Origin of the sequence: Sphingomonas radicis (assembly GCF_051400635.1) — a bacterium.
Lineage (GTDB): Bacteria > Pseudomonadota > Alphaproteobacteria > Sphingomonadales > Sphingomonadaceae > Sphingomonas.
This window is the reverse complement of sequence record NZ_JBLFFG010000002.1, coordinates 662921-680235: the sequence shown is the minus strand read 5'-3', so window position 1 is coordinate 680235 and position 17315 is coordinate 662921. Positions and strand designations below refer to the sequence as shown.

Below are 17315 nucleotides of genomic sequence, written 5' to 3'. Positions count from 1 at the left end.
GCCGCGGATTTCGAGGAGTTTAGTTAGATGGCAATGAGCGCTGGCCAAAGCGACGGCGAACCGATGATGGAAATGAACACGACGCCGCTTATCGACGTCATGCTCGTGCTCCTCGTCATGCTGATTATCACCATTCCGATCCAGACTCACGCCGTGAAGGTGGATCTTCCGCAGCCGAACCCGGAAAATGCGTCGCCGATCGAGCCGGAGAAGAACAAGCTCTACATCGACGCCGAGGGCAAGATCTTCTGGAACAGCGTGCAGATCGACGAGCTGACCCTGCGTCAGTATCTCGACGCGTCGCTCGCCCGCGATCCGGAACCGGAACTGCACTTCCAGCCCGATCCGAACGCCCGCTACGAAGTCGTGGACGGCGTGCTCGCGATCGTGAAGCGCGCGAATGTGACCAAGCTCGGCTTCGTCGGCAACGAGCAGTATCGCAACGACTTCTGATCCGGCCGCGCTTCGGCGCAGCTGCTGCGGAAAGTTGAAGAGGCGGCCTTCGGGTCGCCTCTTTTTTGTGCCGCGTTGCAAGATGCAACCTTCGCACTTGCCTGTGTGCAACGAAAGTGACATCCAAGAGTCATCAAACTGTCACGAAAATGAAATCGTGACGTAATGAGTCTTAGGAGGTGTCGATGCGTATTGCTCTCGTCCTACTCGCCGCCGCACCGCTCGCGCTGGCTTTGCCGGCGCAGGCGCAGAGCGATGCCGCTTCCACCGCGATCGTAGGCGGCGCCTATGACAAGGCCGAAGCGAAGCTGCTCGCCGAGCTGCGCAGCAACCCCGACCAGCCCGAGACGCTGCTCAACCTCGCCGCGGTCTATTCGAAGACCGGGCGCTCGGGTGAAGCGCGCGCGCTTTATTCCAAGGTGCTGTCGCAGGACGCGGTGCTGATGGACCTCGCCTCGCAGCGCACCGCGAGCTCGCACGCGATCGCGCAGAAGGGGCTCCAGCGGCTCCAGGCGGTTCAGTTCAGCGCACGCTGAACTTCCCACGCTAGTCCGGTCCGCTTCGGCGGCATGGACGGCAAAACGGCTGCGGACGCGGATGCGTTCGCAGCCGTTTGCGTATGATGCGGAGGCTCAGAGCCGCGGGAGGGTCACCCCGCGCTGGCCCATATATTTGCCCGCGCGGTCGGCGTAGCTCGTCTCGCAGGGCTCGTTCCCCTGGAGGAACAGGAACTGGCACGCGCCTTCGTTGGCGTAGATCTTGGCTGGTAGCGGCGTGGTGTTCGAAAATTCGAGCGTCACATGCCCCTCCCATTCGGGCTCCAGCGGGGTGACGTTCACGATGATCCCGCAGCGCGCATAGGTCGATTTGCCGAGGCAGATGACCAGCACGTCGCGCGGCACGCGGAAATATTCGACGGTGCGCGCGAGCGCGAAGCTGTTGGGCGGGATGATGCATACGTCGGTCTTGCGATCGACGAAGCTGTTCGACGCGAAATCCTTAGGGTCAACCGTCGCCGAATCGACGTTGGTGAAGATCTTGAACTCGTCGGCGACGCGCGCGTCATAGCCATAGGAGGAGAGGCCGTAGCTGATGCAGCCTTCGCGGCGCTGCGCCTCCACGAAGGGCTCGATCATGGCGTGGTTGCGGGCCTGTTCGCGAATCCAGCGGTCGGAAAGGATCATTCGGGGCTCCGGACGAGGTGGGACACTCGTTTCGCGGGAAGCACGGCGCTCCGCAAGGCCTAGAGTCGTTTTCAGCTTCGCTGAAGCGGGCCGGCGCCGTACTATTTCAGCTCTGCTGAAACAGACTCTAACGAACCGCGAGCTCGAACGGTGTGGCCGGGAGGCCGGTGCCGTCGTAGAGATTGCAGATCGGGCTGTCGCCCCAGCAGAAGCGGACGCGATCGGCAGCGCCGGTACCGGGCTCGATCAGCACATCGTTGCCTTGGATGCGCGCGGCAACGAAGCGGCAGCTCGCCTTGGCGGTGCCGCACAGCTCGAAGCCGATCGGCTGAGCGGCGCTATAGGCGACGAGGCCCTTTTCGGCTCCGGTGAAGCGGATGCGGATCGCGCTCCCCTCGCGCCGCGCCTCGACGGGCCATGGCCCCGAAGGGAAGAGCTTGCCCCCATAAGTGAGCGCCTCGGCCCCGCGCGCGAGGCGGTGGCCGACATCGAGCTTGTTGGCCGGGTGGATGTCGACGACATCGCCGAGATCGATCGTCACTGCCAGCGCGGCGTGCGGATCGGCGGCGACGGCGCGACGCTGCTCGTCGCGGATCTGCGCGAAACCGCTCTCGACCGGCGCGGGCACGCGCGGCCCCCAGCCGGAAAGCTGGGCGACGAGGAAGGGCATCTGGGAATTGCCGAACTGGGCGCGCCACCCGGCGATCATGCTCGCGAGCTTCCCGGCATAGCCGTCCGGAGCACCAGCATTGGCCTCGCCCTGATACCAGGCGGCGCCGCGCAGCCCATAGGGGCCGATCGGCGCGACCATCGCGTTGTAGATGCCCGAGAAGCCCGCGATCGCCTCCCATGGCGCATGCGGCGGCTCGCCGATCCCGGCAGGCGCACTGCGCCAGCGCCACCCCTCCGGCCCGGGCAGCGGCATGCTGGTGCCATCGGCAAAGCGGATCGCGCGCTGGTCGGCGCTTCCCGTGAGACCGCCTTCGCCCCAGGTATCGACCACGCCCACGGCGATGACGTTCCGGCCGGCCTTGAGCGTGCCCGGCGCGAGCGCATAGCGCCGCGGCTCCCCCCAGGCATAAGTGACGCCCACCGGTACGCCATTGACGAAGCTCGCATCCATGTCGTCGGCAGGGCCGAGCGCGAGCGTCGCGCCCTTGGCTGCCTGCTCGGGCGTGAGGATCACTTCGGTGCGGTACCAGAGCATGCCGTTGTATTGGGCGAGCTCGGCCACGCCCCATTTCTCCCAAGCCTCGAACGAGGGCAGGGTGCGCCAGTCACCCGGCGCGTCGGCCTGCCAGGGCTCGGCGCCGGCAGCATCGCCCGACTTGCTGCGATACCAAGCCATCCAGCGTTCGCCGAACTGCGCGCTCGCCCGCGCGGGATCGGTGCGATAGGTGCGGAGCAGTGCGAGATCGGCCTGCGCTGCGGGATCCTTTGCCAACGCGTCCTCGGGCCGCCAGGCATCGATCGCAGTGCCGCCCCAGGTCGCGTCGATCAGCCCCATCGGCACCTTCTGCGAAGCACGCAGGTCGCGGGCCATGAAGTAGCAGGCGGCGGAGAATTCGCGCACCGTATCGGGCGTGGTCCGCTGCCAAGCGACCGGTGTCGCAAACTGGCGCTCCGGAACGAGGCTGGTCTTCTTCTCGACCGTGAGCAGCCGCAGCTCGGGATCGTTAGCCCTGGCGATCTCGCCCGCCGCACCGAGCACGCCGCTCACCGGATATTCCATGTTCGACTGGCCCGAGCAGAGCCAGACGTCGCCGATCATCACATCCTCGGCACGCGCGCTCGCGCCGCTGCGCGTGGTGACGGCAAGCGCATAGGGGCCGCCCGCGGGCATTGCCGGAAGCTTGGCGCGCCAACGCCCGTCCTTATCCGCGCGCGCCTGCACCTTGCGCTCGCCAAGGGAAATTTCGAGCCGCTCGCCCGGCTGCGCATCGCCCCACACTGCGATCGGCCGATCGCGCTGGAGCACGCCATGATCCTGAAACATCGGATGGAGCAGGGGCGCCGCGGTTTGGGCCCAGCCGGGCACAGCGATCGTCATCGGCAGCAGCGCTGCCGCCCACATCCAGGATTTCTGCATGACCTCTTCTCCGTTAGCGGTAACAAGCAGAGGAACGGCGGCGATGGCAAGCGGAAAGGCTGGCCGCGCATATAGAAACGGGCGCCGAAGGAGTACCCGGCGCCCGTTCCTTTTATGGTTCGAAGCGGCATCGGCTGACGCGTCAGCGTAGGCCCAGATCCCGTGGGCCGAACGCGTCGGGAAGCAGCTGGGACAGCGTATATTCGATGATGGAGTCGCCCGCGGCGCTTCCGCAATAGACGGCAATGTCGCGTCCACCGAGCTGGGCGGCTTCGTTGATGATCTGGCGGCAGCGGCCGCAGGGGTTCACCGGCGTCGCATCGGCATGGCCGATCCGGCCGCCGATGACGCCGATCGCCACCACCTCGCGCAACCGGCCCTGAGCGCTGGCAGTGGCGAGCGCCACCGTCTCGGCGCAGAGCGAGAGGCCGTAGCTGGCATTCTCGAAATTGGCGCCCGTCACCACGGTTCCGTCGCTCAGCAGCACCGCGGCGCCCACGGCGAAGTTGGAATAGGGGGCGTAGGCGTTCTTCGCCGCCTCGCGCGCTGCCCCGATCAGTGCCTTTGCGCCTTCGTTGCTCATCGTTCCGGTCCCTGCGCCGCGGCTGCGGCAGAAGCTGCCGCCTGCCACATCCGCGGGGGAGGGGCCAGTCGCGAACCGGTCAGCGCGCCTGATTGGCTCCGTTCGCCGCTTCCACTTCATTCTCCATCGCGCGATGGTGCGAGATGTTGAAGGTGACGAAGATCGTGAGGACGATCGCCACCACGAGCACGAGGATGAGGATCGCTGCGCGCCCGAGGCGGCGGTCGCTGGGTCTTGGGTCGGCGATGGCGATGCTCCACGGATCGAGGGTTTTGCGCCTCGGCGCTCGCCCGGCGTCTCGGCTTCGTGACGTGCCTCACTTCAAATCCGGGCGTCGGAAGTCGTTCCCTCGCGCATTGAATCCGCCCCGCGCTTTCGATCCGGTTGCAGACGCCGCCGGATTATGAACCTATGCCGGTTGCAGATTGCGTGACAACCAAAGGGATGCGGATGCTGGACCGCTGCAACGTAGCGTACGCTCACGGCAAGGAGTGCGCCTCATGAAGATCCGGCTACGCAAAGCGACCGGGATCGCATTGGTTGCTCTCTCGATCGCCGGCCCCGGTCCGGTCTTCGGACAGGTGGCAGCGCCAGCTGCGCAAGCGCGCGATGGCAGCCGCGATTTCGACTGGGAGATCGGAAGCTGGACGACGCAGTTACGATATCTGTCCGAGCCGTTGACCGGATCGACCCGGTGGGTGGAGTATAGAGGTACAAGCGAGGTACGCGCCCTCTTGGGCGGCCGCGCCAACGTCGTCGAACTCTCGGTCCAAGGGCCTTCCGGACGGATCGAGGGCGTATCGCTCCGGCTCTACAATCCAAAGGCGCGTCAGTGGACGCTCAACTTCGCGAGCGTCAGAAGTGGCCTTCTCACACCTCCGGTCACAGGCAGCTTCGATGAAAAGGGCAGGGGCACCTTCTACGGGTTGGATACCGTCGATGACCGTACGGTCCTGGTGCGCTTCGTGATCTCGGACGTCACGCCGAATTCCGCGCGTTTCGAACAGGCGCTTTCGGCTGATGGCGGGGCAACTTGGGAAACGAACTGGATTGCAGTCGATAGCAAGCGCTGACCGCAAAAGGGGGCGGCGGCTAGCAATCGGATCGCGATCGGTCCCCCAACACGGCACTCCGCCTTTCGAGGAACCGCAGCCTATCCCTTGATGTGGAGCACGCACAGCAACGTGAAGAGGCGGCGTGCGGTGTCGAAATCGATATCGATCTTCCCCTCCAGCCGTTCCTTGAGAAGCTCGGCCGCCTGGTTGTGGATGCCGCGGCGGGCCATGTCGACGGTCTCGATCTGCTGCGGGGTCGCGCTGCGGATCGCCTGATAATAGCTGTCGCAGATCGCGAAGTAGTCGCGGATCGGACGCCGGAAGCGGCCGAGGCCGAGGATGATCGTCTCAAGGTGCGACCCGTCGGCGCGGCGGATCTCCAGCACCAGCCGGCCCTCCTGGACGCTCAGGTGGAGCTTGTAGGGGCCTGCGTAGCCGTCGGCATGGGCGCGCAGAGGGGCGAATTGGTTATCCTCGAGCAGATCGAAGATCGCGATGCGGCGTTCCTGCTCGATGTCCGCCGAGCGCCACAATATGGTGCGCTCGTCCAGCGTGACATCGATGATCCGCGGATCCGCCATGCATGGCTCCTATCCGCTCATGCCCGTTATCCACAAGGCTATGGAGTTGCCGCGGAGGCGCGCTTGCGCGAGAAGGGGGCATGGCACAGCCGATCCCGTTTCCCGCCCCGGAGCAGTCCGAGGGCGTTCACCTTCCTGCCAATGTCGAGGCCGAGGCCGCGCTGCTCGGCGCGATGATGATCGACAACCGCGTCGCCGAGGACGTGCTCCAGAAGCTGCGCCCCGAGCATTTCTTCGAACCGCTGCACGGGCGGGTCTATGAGGCGATCGCGGCGATGGTCGGTGACAACCGGCTGGCGACGCCGGTGACGCTGCGCCCGCTGTTCGCCGCCGATCCGGCGATGAAGGAGCTGGGCGGGCCCGCCTATCTGGCGCAGCTCACCGGCAACCCTGCCAGCCTGATCGGCGCGCGCTCGTTCGCCGACCAGATCTACGACCTGGCGATGCTGCGCGCGCTGGTGACGGTGGGCCGCGACCTGGTCGACGGCGCGCTCGACACCAGCCAGGACATCAACCCGGCCAAGCAGATCGAGCAGGCCGAGATGAAGCTGTACGAAGTCGCCGAGAAGGGCGAGTCGGACAGCGGATTGAAGTCGTTCACGCGCGCGGCGACGCTGGCGGTGCGGCAGGCCGAGAAGGCGATGAACTCGGGCGGCGGCATCTCGGGCGTGACCACCGGGCTGACCGACCTCAACGCCGCGACCGGCGGGTTCAACCGGTCCGACCTGCTGATCCTCGCCGGCCGTCCCGGCATGGGAAAGACCTCGCTCGCGACCAACATCGCGTTCAATGCCGCGAAGCGCTGGGCCGACGATCTGGAGGCGGGCATCCCCGAGGAGAAGTCGATCGGCGCGCCGGTGGCGTTCTTCAGCCTCGAAATGTCGGCCGACCAGCTGGCGATGCGTATCCTGTCCGAACAGGCCGAAGTCGTGTCGGAGAAGCTGCGCACCGGGCAGATCAGCCACGCCGAGTTCCAGAAGTTCGCGCGCGCGGCGGGCGATCTCGAGCGGCTGCCGCTCTTCATCGACGACACGCCGGGCCTGACGATCGCGGCGCTGCGCACCCGCGCGCGGCGAATGAAGCGCCAGCACAAGATCGGCATGGTGATCGTCGACTATCTCCAGCTGCTCCAGGGCAGCGCCAAGGCGTCGGGCGACGGGCGCGTGCAGGAAATCTCGGAGATCAGCCGCGGGCTCAAGACGCTCGCCAAGGAATTGAACGTGCCCGTGCTGGCACTCTCGCAGCTGAGCCGTGCAGTCGAAAGCCGCGAGGACAAGCGACCGCAGCTTTCGGACCTGCGCGAATCGGGCTCGATCGAGCAGGACGCGGACATCGTGCTGTTCGTCTACCGCGACGAATATTATCACGACTTCAAGGCGCCCACGAAGGTGCCCGACGGCACCGAGACCGCCGAGGAGCGGGTGGCGTACGAGACATGGCAGGCCAAGCAGCTCGAAGTGGCGAACAAGGCGACGGTGATCATCGCCAAGCAGCGCCACGGCGCCACCGGATCGGTCCACATGCGCTTCGATCGCCAGTTCACCAAGTTCAGCGATCTCGCGCACGACGGGTATTGAGGGGTCCGATCCAATCCTCCCCCGCCAGGGCCAGGGGGAGGGGAACCAGCGAAGCTGGTGGAGGGGGCGGATGCCAGAACTTCGGTAGGGATTCCTCCCCCTCCGTCGCCTTCGGCGCTACCTCCCCCTGGCGGGGGAGGATTGCGTTGCATCGCCAGAGCTGAATAGCGCTTCCTGAGCTACTCCGGGATCAGCTCGACAACGTCCAGGATCGATTCGAAGCGCGGACGCGGGAAGACCAGCCGCCAGCGCTTGTCGTCGATCCGTTCGATATAGCCGATCATGTCGCGCGTATCGTCGATCCCGTAGCGCAGCGGGGCGTTCTCGTCGCCGAGGACCAGCGTGCCGAGGAAGATCGCGCGCGTGTCGCTGTGCGGGAAGATGAGGCCGGTGGGGCGCTGCGATCCGCTGCGCTTGTGGAGGCTCTTGACTTCGCCTTCGTCGGCGATGCGGCACTCGAACCACGGATAGGCAGTGAAGTCGCGCATGCCCGGGCCGGCGGCGCCGAGCTTGAAGGTGCGGCAGCGATAGCGGCCGGCGACCGGGGTCGCACCCGAGAGTGCGCGATCGGGATTGAAGAGCAGCGGGTCGGCGGCGAGCGAGGCCGCGTCTGCCTTGCGGGCGCGCGGGAGCGCCTCGTCCCAGGCGGTGCGCCAGTGTCGCATCCGCGAGCGGTCGCTATCGGTGGCGACGCGCTGCCAGTTGAGGCCGCTCGGGAGCTCCGGCGAGGTCGCCTCGCGATAGACGCTGCAGCCGGCAAGGCCGATCGCCAACAGGGCCAGCGCCGGCAGCGTGCGGTTCATCTTCTTCTCTCCATCATGCCGCCGTCCAGCCGCCGTCCATCGCGTAATTGGCCCCTGTAATCGAAGCGGCTTCGTTCCGGCAGAGGAATAGCGCAAGTGCCGCCACTTGTTCCGGCAGGACGAATTCCTTGGTGGGCTGGGCATCGAGCAGCACGTCGTTGATCACCTGCTCGCGCGTCATGCCGCGGGTCTTCATCGTATCCGGGATCTGGTTCTCCACGAGCGGAGTCCAGACATAGCCTGGCGAGATGCAGTTAACGGTGATGCCGTGGGTGGCGACTTCGAGCGCGACGGTCTTGGTGAGGCCGGCGATGCCGTGCTTGGCCATCACATAGGCGGATTTGTTCGGGCTCGCGACCATGCTGTGCGCCGAGGCGGTGTTGATCACGCGGCCCCAGCCGCGCGCCTTCATGTGCGGGACAGCGGCACGGGTCATGTGCCAGGCCGAGGAGAGGTTGATGGCGATGATCGCGTCATATTTCTCGACCGGAAACTCTTCGATCGGGGCGACGTGCTGGATGCCGGCGTTGTTGACGATGATGTCGACCGAGCCGAGCGCGTCCGCCGCGCGCGCAACCATCGCGGCGATCTGATCGGGCTTGGTCATGTCCGCCGCGTCGTAGAGCGCCCGGGCGCCGCTCGCCGCCTCGAGTGCAGCGCGCTCGGTCTCGATCGCTGCGGCGTCGCCGAAGCCGTTGATCACCACGTTCGCGCCCTCTGCGGCGAATGCCTTGGCATAGGCGAGGCCGATCCCGGAGGTGGAGCCGGTTACGATCGCGGTCTTGCCTTTCAGGAACATGCGATACTCCCTTAGCGTCGAGTGAGGTCGAAGGCGGCGGTCTTGCCGTCGAGGATATTGCTGGCCACGAGCCGGGCATTGGCCATGGTCTCGGCCACTGCCGCGCGGCCTGCCTGCCAGTGCTCGCGCATCGACAGCTCGGAGAATTCGAAGTCGCGCGCGCCGCCTTCCCAGGCGTTCGCACGATAGATGAGGTGCACGAGCGACAGCGGCTGCTCGGCGGACATCGCTTCGAGCTCGCGAACATCGGCGTCGTTTGTCAGCTCGGGCGGCAGCTTGGCGAGCACCTTCCGGATCGTCTCGCGCTCGCAGCGGAGCCGCATGCGCTCGTCGGTGACCGTTCGGGTGCGGCTGGAGAAACGGATTTCCTTCTCGCGCGCGAAGACGTCGGTGATCGTGCGGGGACGTTCGCCGACGGCTGGGAAGAGGTCGACCTGGAAGACCAGCATAGGCTCCCGTTGATTGTCGAGCACATGCGTGAGCGGCGTGTTAGAGACGAGCCCGCCGTCCCAATAGAAGCGCCCGTCGATCTCCACCGGCGGGAGCCCCGGCGGCAATGCGCCCGAGGCCATGATATGGCGTGCGTCGAGCCGCATCTGGCTGGTGTCGAAATAGCGGAAATTGCCGCTCTCCACGTCGACTGCGCCCACCGCGAGGCGGACGGGGCCGTGGTTTAGCAGCTCCCAGTCGATCAGCTCATCCAGCGTGCGACGAAGCGCCGCCGTATCGTAGAAGCTCAGCGCCTCGGGCGTGCCCGGAAGGGCCAGGCCGGGCAGGCAGGGGCGCGGCGCGAAGAAGCCGGGCACGCCCGACCAGAGCACCCAGGCAGCCGATGCCTCATGAACCCATTCGCGCGCCTGGTCCTCGAGCGGGATCGGTATCGAAGGGAGCGCGCTCGCAAGCCTGTCCCAGAACTGGCGGAGTCGTTCGATCCGCCGCTCGGGCGGATTGCCTGCGAAGATCGCGGCATTGATCGCGCCGATCGAGATTCCGGCGACCCAATCGACTTCGATCTCGGCCTCGGCAAGCGCATCGATCACGCCCGCCTGATAGCTGCCGAGCGCGCCGCCCCCCTGCAGAACTAGCGCCACGCAATCGGGCAGCGGCATGCTGCGCGCGCGGCGCGGCGGTTTCGACTCGGCATCGGCCATGCGTGGGGGTTTGCTGGACCGGCGGGGCAGTGGCAAGGCGTCGCGAAATATCGGGATGCAACGCCGCGGGCGATGAGGCATTGTTGCGGACACGAACGAAGAGGAACCCGCAATGCGTCTCGACGATCTCGATCCCACCGATAATGCGCGCGACCTGGGATCGGGAGGCTTCGGCGGCGGCGGCGGCGGGTTTCCGCTGCTGGGGCTGCTACCCCTGCTTTTCGGCCGCGGCATGGGCTGCGGCGGGATCGTGCTGCTGGGCATCGTCGCGCTGATCTTCTTCTCGATGGGCGGCGGCGGGCTGCTGAGCGGTGGCGGGCAGCAAGTGCAGCCCGGGCAGCAGCAGGGTCAGGCGGGCGGCAACAAGGCCTGCGACACGCAGGACGAGCTGTTCGCGTGCCGCGTGATGACCAGCACCGAGCAGGTGTGGAATCAGGTCTTCGCCGAGCATGGCGGGCGTTACGACCCGCCGACGATCAACTTCTTCCAGAACAGCGTCCAATCGGCGTGCGGCCAGGCTTCGACTGCGGTCGGCCCCTTCTACTGCCCGGGCGATCAGGGCGTGTACCTCGACACGTCCTTCTTCGCCGAGCTCGACCAGCGCTTCGGCGCCAAGGGCGACTTCGCGCGCGCCTATGTGGTGGGGCACGAGGTGGGGCATCATATCCAGAATCTCGAAGGCACCTCGCGTCAGGTGTCGCAAGCGCAGGCCCGCGCCAGCAAGAGCGAAGGCAACCGGCTCTCGGTGCTGCTGGAACTTCAGGCGGACTGCTATGCGGGCGTCTGGGCCAAGCGCAGCGGCAGGCTGGAGGCAGGCGACATCGAAGAAGGTATGGCCGCCGCCAACGCGATCGGCGACGACACGCTCCAGCGCCAGGGGCAGGGAACAGTGGTGCCGGACAGCTTCACCCACGGCAGCTCGGCGCAGCGGATGGAATGGCTGCGGCGCGGACTGGAATCGGGCGACCCGGCGACGTGCAACACTTTCGAGGGCGCACAATAATCCCGGGAAGGCACAGCAATATTTAACGTTCTCCTGCTTGACCAACCCCCTCCGTTCAGCTGAGCTTGGGAACGGGGTAGGGGGAACTATTCATGGATACCGAGACGACGAGCGCGCGCGCGTTCGAATTCGACGGCAACTGGCGTGAGTTCGCGCCGATCGCCTTCACCAATCTGCTGCTGTCGATCGTGACGCTCGGAGTCTACACCTTCTGGGCCAAGACGCGCGAGCGGCAGTATCTATGGAACCAGACGCGCTTTATCGACGATCGGCTCGAATGGACCGGCACCGGGCTCGAGCTGTTCATCGGCTATGTGCTGGCAGTGGTGCTCTTCGCGCTTCCGCTGGCCGGATTGCAGTTCGCGCTCCAGGCGCTGGCGATCCGCGGTCATGTCGGCGCGGCGGTGCTGCTCGTTTTCGGGCTCTACCTACTGCTGTTCTATCTCGTCGGAATCGCGGTCTTCCGCGCGCTACGCTACCGGCTGAGCCGCACCTATTGGCACGGCATTCGCGGCGGAAGCGACGATCAGGGCTTCGCCTTCGGATTTTCCTATCTGTGGAAGACGATCGTCGGTTCGCTGGTATTCGGGCTGATGGTTCCCTGGTCGCTGGTGTCGCTCTGGAAGGACCGGTGGAATGCGATGAGCTTCGGCCCGCACCAGTTCGTGGCAGGCGGCGACTCGGGCCCGCTCATGAAGCGCTATCTTCTCTATTACCTGCTTCCGATCGTCATGGTTATTGGCTTGGTCGTTCTCGCGGCGGTGAGTTCTGACACCAGCAGTTCGGTCGAGGACGTCCAGGCGAAGGTGCTTATCGGCGCGGTCGTCGGCTATGTCCTGTTCTTCGTGCTGCTCGGGCTGATCGCGCTGGCTTTCTACGCGGCCTATTTCCGCGAAGTGGTGGGCCACCTCTCACTCGGCCATCTCGAATTCGGGTTCACCGTGCGGACGATGGACTGGATCAAGCTGATGCTCGGCAACATCGCGCTGGTAGTGTGCACGCTGGGGATCGGATCGATCTTCCTGGGCTATCGCCACTGGGCGTTCTTCATTCGTCACATGCACGCCTATGGCACGCTGGACCTGGACGAGTTCACCCAGTCGACCACGCGCGCGCCGACGCAGGGTGAGGGGCTGCTGGATGCCTTCGATGTCGGAGCATTCTGACCGGGCGACTGTATGGCACTATGACGGGCAGAGGGGCATCCGCCGCCTGCCCGTCCTTGTCGTCGAGGGAGACGGCTTCCTGCTGGTCGAAGGCGATCGCAGCGACGGGCCCCATGCCTTTGCCGATCTGACTGCGCTGGGGGCCGTGGGGGGCGACCTGCAATTCGGGCTGCGGGGCCGGCCGGGCTGGCGCATCGGATTCAGCGAGGCGCCGCCTGCAACGATCGCCGACCGGCTTCCGGGTACGAAACGCTATGGTGGCCTGATCGATCGTATCGGCCTGTGGCCGGCGGTGGGTGGGTTCGCCGCGCTTTCCGCGCTTGTACTGCTCGGGCTGTGGGTGGCTCCGGCGATGGTCGCGCGCATGATACCGCGATCGACCGAAGCGCGGTTGGGCCAGCTCATGGTCGGCGATTTCGGCGGGCGCACATGCTCCACGCCTGGAGGCGACGCGGCGCTCGCGGCGCTCAAGGCGCGGCTGGGCGGAGACATGCCGGCGGCTGACGTGCGGGTCGTCGATGTTCCAATGGTCAATGCGGTCGCGTTGCCCGGCGGGCATGTCCTCATCTTCCGTGGGCTGCTCGCCGCGGCGAAATCCCCCGACGAAGTCGCCGGGGTGCTGGCGCATGAGATGGGGCATGTCGAGCATCGCCACGTGATGCAGGCGCTGGTCCGTCAGGCCGGCTTGAGCGTGGTGCTGGGCGGGCTCGACGGCAACGTCGGCGGCTATACCAACGCGCTGCTTTCGGCGAGCTATTCGCGCTCGGCCGAGGCCGAAGCCGATGGCTATGCGATCGATACGCTGACGCGCGCGCGGATTTCGCCGATGGGAGCCGCCGGATTCTTCCAGCGTATGGCGAAAGTGGAAGGAAGAACAGAGGGCCCCGCCGCGCTGATGGGTTATCTCGCGAGCCATCCGACATCGTCCGAACGCGAGAAGCGCTTCGCGGCGAGCGCGAAGGGGAAGCCCGTGCCGGCAGTCGACGCCGCGCAGTGGAAGGCTTTGCGGGACATCTGTCGCGGGCGTCCCAAGGCGGATTGGAAGGACGGCTTCCGCTTCTGAGGATGCTTCCCTTGGAGCGTACCGCCATCTAATCGTTGGGTATGACCGACGAACGCCCCCGGCTCGCCTATCGCCATACGCCCGGCCGCGGCCCGACCATCGTCTTCCTGTGCGGCTATGCGTCGGACATGAAAGGGACCAAGGCGCTGGCGCTGGAGGAATGGGCCGGGCGCACCGGGCAGGCGTTCCTGCGCTTCGATTATGCTGGGTGCGGCGAGAGTGACGGCGCGTTCGAGGAGCAGACGCTCGACGGCTGGCGCGACGATGCGCTGCGGATCATCGATCAGGTGGTGGACGGGCCGGTGGTGCTCGTCGGCTCGTCGATGGGCGGGTGGATCATGCTGCTGGTCGCCAAGGCGCGGCCCGAGCAGGTCGAGGGGCTGGTGGGCATCGCCGCGGCGCCGGACTTTACCGATTGGGGATTCACGCAGGAGGAGAAGCTGGAGCTGCTCCAGCGCGGGCGGCTCGAACAGCCTTCGGACTATTCGGACCAGCCGACGGTCACCACGCGCGCGTTCTGGGAATCGGGCGAGGCCAACCGGGTGATGATCGGCCCGATCGCCTATGACGGCCCGGTCCGCCTACTACAGGGGCAGCGGGACAAGGAAGTGCCTTGGCTGCGCGCGCCGACGCTCGCCGAGCTCTTCCGTTCAGACGCAGTGCAGACTTGGCTCGTCAAGGACGGCGATCATCGGCTCTCGCGCGATTCCGATATCGCGCTGATCCTTCGGGCCGTCGAGGAAGTCCTGGTGCTATGCTCTTCTCGCTCCTGATCCTGAGCCTCCAGCAGGCCGCGCCTGCGACGCCCAAGCCGGCACCGGTCGAGCCGCCGCGCTATGCCGAGTGCATGGACCTGGCGACCAGCGATCCTTCGGCGGGGGTGGAGAGCGCCAACCGCTGGCGGCTCGAAGGCGGGGGCATGTGGGCGCGGCAGTGCCTGGGTGTCGCCTATGCGAACCAGCAGCGCTGGGCTTCAGCCGGCGGAGCGTTCGAGGAAGCGGCGCGCGAGGCCGAGCGCATCGGCGATCCGCGCGGCGCCAATTACTGGGCGCAGGCCGGCAATGCGTGGCTCGCGGCCGGCGAACCCGCGAAGGCGCGGACCGCGATCGATGCGGCACTGGCGAGTGGCGCGCTCTCTGGCCTGGCGCTGGGTGAGGCGCGGCTCGACCGTGCCCGCGCGCTGGTCGCGCAAGGAGAGGTGGAGGGCGCGCGCGACGATCTGGACCGCGCGCTTGCGGATGCTTCGGATGATCCGCTGGCGTGGCTGCTCTCCGCGACGCTTGCGCGGCGCACCGGCGACCTGACGCGCGCGCGCCGCGATATCGAGGAAGCGCTCAAGCGCTCACCCGACGATGCTTCGGTGCATCTGGAAGCTGGGAATATCGCCGCCGCGGCGGGGGATGAGGCGGGCGCGAAGGCGGGCTGGTCCAAGGCAGCCGAGCTTGCCCCCGGCAAGCCGGTCGCCGCCGCGGCGAGCAAGGCGCTCCAGCAGTTCGAGCCCGCAGCGCAATAGCGACGCGACAGGCTGGCACGGGCACCGTCCGCGACCTATCTGGACCCCGTAACCCTTCAGCGGAGTCCCTGATGCAATATCTCCACACCATGATCCGCGTCTTCGATCCGGACGCGACGGTGCGTTTCTTCGAGTTGCTCGGGCTCAAGGAAGTGCGGCGGATGGAGAATGAAAAGGCGCGCTTCACGCTGATCTTCATGGCGGCGCCCGAGGACATGAACGCGCTCGGCGCGCGGGCCAATGCCGAAGTCGAGCTCACCTACAATTGGCCACCGGAGGACGGCAGCGCGCCCGAGCATTATTCGGGTGGGCGCAACTTCGGCCATCTCGCCTATCGTGTCGACAATATCTACGAGACCTGCCAGCGGCTGATGGATAGCGGCGTGACGATCAACCGTCCGCCGCGCGACGGCCATATGGCGTTCGTCCGCACGCCCGACCTCATCTCGATCGAGCTGCTCCAGGCGGGCGATCCGCTGCCGCCGGCCGAGCCCTGGGCTTCGATGCCCAACACCGGGAGCTGGTGAGCGGCATGGACGGCCGGCTGCGCGCGCTGACCGGCGCGGCGCTGCCGATCGTGCAGGCGCCGATGGCGGGTGCCGCGGGCGTCGAGCTGGCTGTGGCGGCAATCCGCGCGGGGGCGCTCGGATCGCTGCCGTGCGCGATGCTTTCGCCGGAACAGGTGCGGGTGCAGGTGGAAGAGGTGCGCACGCAGGTACGCGGCCCCCTCAACCTCAACTTCTTCTGCCATTCGCTTCCCGATCCGCCCGACGAGACCGAGTGGCATGCGCTGTTGGCGCCTTATTACGCGGAGGAAGGTGTCACGGCAGGCGCGCCGGCACCGCTTCGGCGGCCGTTCGACACGGCGATGTGCGCGCTGGTCGAGGAAGTGCCGCCGGAGGTGGTGAGCTTCCATTTCGGGCTTCCCGAACCTGCGCTGCTGGCGCGCGTGAAGGCGGCGGGTGCGAAGGTGTTCGGCAACGCCACCAAGGCTGAAGAGGCACGCTGGCTCGCAGAGCGCGGCTGCGACGCGGTGATCGTGCAGGGCGCGGAGGCGGGCGGGCACGCGGGGTGGTTCATCGATCGGCACCGGCCGATGCCGCTGGCTGAGCTATTGTCGCGGGTGTTGGCTGCGGTCGATCTGCCCGTGATCGCCGCGGGCGGGATCGTGGATGCGGCTGGCGTTGCGGCGGCGCTGGAGGCGGGCGCGGCGGGGGTTCAGGTCGGCACTGCCTATCTGGCGACGCCCGAGAGCCGCATCTCCCCCGCTTTCCGCGCACTGCTCGGTACTCCGGCCGCGGCGGACGCTGCGTTCACCAATCTGCTCTCGGGTCGCGAGGCGCGCGGCATTCGCAACCGGCTGATGCGCGAGCTCGGATCGATGCGCGACGAAGTGCCCACCTTCCCCTATGCTTCGAATGCGCTCGCACCGCTCAGGACCAGGGCGGAGACCGAGGGCAGGGGTGATTATTCGCCACTATGGGCGGGAGCAGGCGCGGCCCGAGTGCGCCCAATGCCGGCCGAGGCGCTGACTCGTTCGCTCTTTCAGGAGGAAGACTGATGGCAGAGCTCGAAATCGTCCGCATTCCCGCGCTCAGCGACAACTATATCTGGCTGGTCCATGCGCCGGACAGCGGCGAGACGATGGTGGTCGATCCGGCGCAGGCGGAGCCGGTGCTCGCCGAGGCGGAGCGGCGCGGCTGGCATATCTCGGCGATCTGGAACACGCACTGGCATCCCGACCACACCGGCGGCAACGCCGAGATAAAGGAGGCTACCGGCGCGACCGTGATCGCGCCCGCCGCCGAGGCCGCCCGAATTCCGACGCTCGATATCGGGGTGCAAGAAGGCGACGAAGTGCGGCTCGGCGGGCATGTCGCGCGGGTGCTGGAAGTGCCGGCGCATACTGCCGGGCACATCGCCTATCACTTTGCCGACGACGGCGTGATCTTCGTCGGCGACACGCTGTTCGCCATGGGATGCGGGCGGCTGTTCGAAGGGACGGCGGAGCAGATGTTCGCCAACATGCAGCGACTGGCGGAATTGCCGCCGGAGACGCAGGTCTATTGCGCGCACGAATATACGCTGTCGAACGCCCGATACGCGCGCGTCGCCGAGCCTGCCAACGCAGCGATCGCCGCCCGGACGGAAGCGGTCGAGCGCGCAAGGGCCGCGGGCGAGGCGACCGTGCCGACCACGATCGGCGAGGAGCTGGCAACCAATCCGTTTCTCCGCGCGGAGAGTGTCGCGGTGCTCGCCGAGCGCCGCGCTGCCAAGGATGCTTTTCGCGGCTGA

The 17315-nt window shown here is 66.8% G+C and carries 19 protein-coding genes; 12 read left to right on the top strand and 7 right to left on the bottom strand.

What is annotated here, in order from left to right:
• The first annotated feature begins 27 nt into the window (after positions 1-27).
• A complete protein-coding gene (locus tag ACMGDH_RS10110; RefSeq protein ID WP_436827814.1) occupies positions 28-453 on the top strand; it encodes an ExbD/TolR family protein in 426 nt (141 codons plus the stop codon).
• Between the two features lie 185 nt (positions 454-638).
• On the top strand, positions 639-989 hold the full coding sequence (locus ACMGDH_RS10105) for a tetratricopeptide repeat protein (RefSeq protein WP_436827813.1): 351 nt from the start codon (positions 639-641) through the stop codon (positions 987-989).
• 96 nt (positions 990-1085) lie between these two features.
• Here ACMGDH_RS10105 and dcd read toward each other — a convergent pair whose 3' ends face one another.
• The 3 genes from dcd to ACMGDH_RS10090 all read right to left on the bottom strand — a co-directional run bounded on the left by dcd (position 1086) and on the right by ACMGDH_RS10090 (position 4309).
• Positions 1086-1637 (bottom strand): dCTP deaminase, encoded by a 552-nt coding sequence (dcd, locus tag ACMGDH_RS10100; RefSeq protein ID WP_436827812.1) that lies wholly within the window; start codon positions 1635-1637, stop codon positions 1086-1088.
• Between the two features lie 127 nt (positions 1638-1764).
• Positions 1765-3726, bottom strand: a complete 1962-nt coding sequence (locus ACMGDH_RS10095; protein ID WP_436827811.1) for a sialate O-acetylesterase — start codon at positions 3724-3726, stop codon at positions 1765-1767.
• A gap of 142 nt (positions 3727-3868) precedes the next feature.
• Positions 3869-4309: a cytidine deaminase gene (locus tag ACMGDH_RS10090; RefSeq protein WP_436827810.1), complete on the bottom strand. Its 441-nt coding sequence runs from the start codon at positions 4307-4309 to the stop codon at positions 3869-3871.
• 500 nt (positions 4310-4809) lie between these two features.
• On the opposite strand from ACMGDH_RS10090, the gene ACMGDH_RS10085 reads away from it, so the two are divergent.
• Positions 4810-5382: a hypothetical protein gene (locus tag ACMGDH_RS10085; protein ID WP_436827809.1), complete on the top strand. Its 573-nt coding sequence runs from the start codon at positions 4810-4812 to the stop codon at positions 5380-5382.
• A gap of 80 nt (positions 5383-5462) precedes the next feature.
• Here the strand turns inward: ACMGDH_RS10085 and ACMGDH_RS10080 are convergent, their stop codons facing one another.
• Positions 5463-5945, bottom strand: a complete 483-nt coding sequence (locus ACMGDH_RS10080; protein WP_436827808.1) for a UPF0262 family protein — start codon at positions 5943-5945, stop codon at positions 5463-5465.
• Between the two features lie 80 nt (positions 5946-6025).
• On the opposite strand from ACMGDH_RS10080, the gene ACMGDH_RS10075 reads away from it, so the two are divergent.
• Entirely contained in the window at positions 6026-7522 is a 1497-nt protein-coding gene (locus tag ACMGDH_RS10075; protein WP_436827807.1) for a replicative DNA helicase, read from the top strand.
• Positions 7523-7701: 179 nt separating this feature from the next.
• On the opposite strand, the gene ACMGDH_RS10070 is transcribed toward ACMGDH_RS10075, so the two are convergent.
• Genes ACMGDH_RS10070 through ACMGDH_RS10060 form a run of 3 tightly spaced genes read right to left on the bottom strand, consistent with a single transcriptional unit; the run spans position 7702 to position 10275 of the window.
• Complete coding sequence (locus tag ACMGDH_RS10070) at positions 7702-8325, bottom strand: DUF4893 domain-containing protein (RefSeq protein ID WP_436827806.1); 624 nt, start codon at positions 8323-8325, stop codon at positions 7702-7704.
• A gap of 13 nt (positions 8326-8338) precedes the next feature.
• Complete coding sequence (locus ACMGDH_RS10065) at positions 8339-9124, bottom strand: 3-hydroxybutyrate dehydrogenase (protein WP_436827805.1); 786 nt, start codon at positions 9122-9124, stop codon at positions 8339-8341.
• A gap of 11 nt (positions 9125-9135) precedes the next feature.
• Entirely contained in the window at positions 9136-10275 is a 1140-nt protein-coding gene (locus ACMGDH_RS10060; protein WP_436827804.1) for a patatin-like phospholipase family protein, read from the bottom strand.
• 112 nt (positions 10276-10387) lie between these two features.
• Between ACMGDH_RS10060 and ypfJ the strand changes: the two genes are divergently transcribed.
• The 8 genes from ypfJ to gloB all read left to right on the top strand — a co-directional run bounded on the left by ypfJ (position 10388) and on the right by gloB (position 17315).
• On the top strand, positions 10388-11278 hold the full coding sequence (gene ypfJ / locus ACMGDH_RS10055) for a KPN_02809 family neutral zinc metallopeptidase (protein WP_436827803.1): 891 nt from the start codon (positions 10388-10390) through the stop codon (positions 11276-11278).
• 92 nt (positions 11279-11370) lie between these two features.
• Positions 11371-12444 carry a YjgN family protein gene (locus ACMGDH_RS10050; protein ID WP_436827802.1) on the top strand — a complete coding sequence of 358 codons (1074 nt, stop codon included), beginning with the start codon at positions 11371-11373 and terminating at the stop codon, positions 12442-12444.
• Positions 12428-13507 carry a M48 family metallopeptidase gene (locus ACMGDH_RS10045; protein ID WP_436827801.1) on the top strand — a complete coding sequence of 360 codons (1080 nt, stop codon included), beginning with the start codon at positions 12428-12430 and terminating at the stop codon, positions 13505-13507. Before ACMGDH_RS10050 ends, ACMGDH_RS10045 begins: the two co-directional genes overlap by 17 nt.
• A 41-nt stretch (positions 13508-13548) precedes the next feature.
• Complete coding sequence (locus ACMGDH_RS10040) at positions 13549-14280, top strand: alpha/beta fold hydrolase (RefSeq protein WP_436827800.1); 732 nt, start codon at positions 13549-13551, stop codon at positions 14278-14280.
• Complete coding sequence (locus ACMGDH_RS10035) at positions 14262-15020, top strand: tetratricopeptide repeat protein (RefSeq protein ID WP_436827799.1); 759 nt, start codon at positions 14262-14264, stop codon at positions 15018-15020. Before ACMGDH_RS10040 ends, ACMGDH_RS10035 begins: the two co-directional genes overlap by 19 nt.
• Positions 15021-15091: 71 nt before the next feature.
• A complete protein-coding gene (locus ACMGDH_RS10030) occupies positions 15092-15547 on the top strand; it encodes a VOC family protein (protein ID WP_436827798.1) in 456 nt (151 codons plus the stop codon).
• A gap of 5 nt (positions 15548-15552) precedes the next feature.
• Positions 15553-16581, top strand: coding sequence for an NAD(P)H-dependent flavin oxidoreductase (locus ACMGDH_RS10025; RefSeq protein WP_436828237.1), 1029 nt, complete (start codon positions 15553-15555; stop codon positions 16579-16581).
• Positions 16581-17315 carry a hydroxyacylglutathione hydrolase gene (gloB, locus tag ACMGDH_RS10020; protein ID WP_436827797.1) on the top strand — a complete coding sequence of 245 codons (735 nt, stop codon included), beginning with the start codon at positions 16581-16583 and terminating at the stop codon, positions 17313-17315. Before ACMGDH_RS10025 ends, gloB begins: the two co-directional genes overlap by 1 nt.

Excerpts from the sequence above, each read along its gene's own strand:
- ACMGDH_RS10110 (WP_436827814.1), top strand. The coding sequence starts at position 28 with ATGGCAATGAGCGCTGGCCAAAGCGACGGCGAACCGATGATGGAAATG.
- ACMGDH_RS10105 (WP_436827813.1), top strand. The coding sequence starts at position 639 with ATGCGTATTGCTCTCGTCCTACTCGCCGCCGCACCGCTCGCGCTGGCT.
- dcd (WP_436827812.1), bottom strand. The coding sequence starts at position 1,637 with ATGATCCTTTCCGACCGCTGGATTCGCGAACAGGCCCGCAACCACGCC.
- ACMGDH_RS10095 (WP_436827811.1), bottom strand. The coding sequence starts at position 3,726 with ATGCAGAAATCCTGGATGTGGGCGGCAGCGCTGCTGCCGATGACGATC.
- ACMGDH_RS10090 (WP_436827810.1), bottom strand. The coding sequence starts at position 4,309 with ATGAGCAACGAAGGCGCAAAGGCACTGATCGGGGCAGCGCGCGAGGCG.
- ACMGDH_RS10085 (WP_436827809.1), top strand. The coding sequence starts at position 4,810 with ATGAAGATCCGGCTACGCAAAGCGACCGGGATCGCATTGGTTGCTCTC.
- ACMGDH_RS10080 (WP_436827808.1), bottom strand. The coding sequence starts at position 5,945 with ATGGCGGATCCGCGGATCATCGATGTCACGCTGGACGAGCGCACCATA.
- ACMGDH_RS10075 (WP_436827807.1), top strand. The coding sequence starts at position 6,026 with ATGGCACAGCCGATCCCGTTTCCCGCCCCGGAGCAGTCCGAGGGCGTT.
- ACMGDH_RS10070 (WP_436827806.1), bottom strand. The coding sequence starts at position 8,325 with ATGAACCGCACGCTGCCGGCGCTGGCCCTGTTGGCGATCGGCCTTGCC.
- ACMGDH_RS10065 (WP_436827805.1), bottom strand. The coding sequence starts at position 9,124 with ATGTTCCTGAAAGGCAAGACCGCGATCGTAACCGGCTCCACCTCCGGG.
- ACMGDH_RS10060 (WP_436827804.1), bottom strand. The coding sequence starts at position 10,275 with ATGGCCGATGCCGAGTCGAAACCGCCGCGCCGCGCGCGCAGCATGCCG.
- ypfJ (WP_436827803.1), top strand. The coding sequence starts at position 10,388 with ATGCGTCTCGACGATCTCGATCCCACCGATAATGCGCGCGACCTGGGA.
- ACMGDH_RS10050 (WP_436827802.1), top strand. The coding sequence starts at position 11,371 with ATGGATACCGAGACGACGAGCGCGCGCGCGTTCGAATTCGACGGCAAC.
- ACMGDH_RS10045 (WP_436827801.1), top strand. The coding sequence starts at position 12,428 with ATGTCGGAGCATTCTGACCGGGCGACTGTATGGCACTATGACGGGCAG.
- ACMGDH_RS10040 (WP_436827800.1), top strand. The coding sequence starts at position 13,549 with ATGACCGACGAACGCCCCCGGCTCGCCTATCGCCATACGCCCGGCCGC.
- ACMGDH_RS10035 (WP_436827799.1), top strand. The coding sequence starts at position 14,262 with ATGCTCTTCTCGCTCCTGATCCTGAGCCTCCAGCAGGCCGCGCCTGCG.
- ACMGDH_RS10030 (WP_436827798.1), top strand. The coding sequence starts at position 15,092 with ATGCAATATCTCCACACCATGATCCGCGTCTTCGATCCGGACGCGACG.
- ACMGDH_RS10025 (WP_436828237.1), top strand. The coding sequence starts at position 15,553 with ATGGACGGCCGGCTGCGCGCGCTGACCGGCGCGGCGCTGCCGATCGTG.
- gloB (WP_436827797.1), top strand. The coding sequence starts at position 16,581 with ATGGCAGAGCTCGAAATCGTCCGCATTCCCGCGCTCAGCGACAACTAT.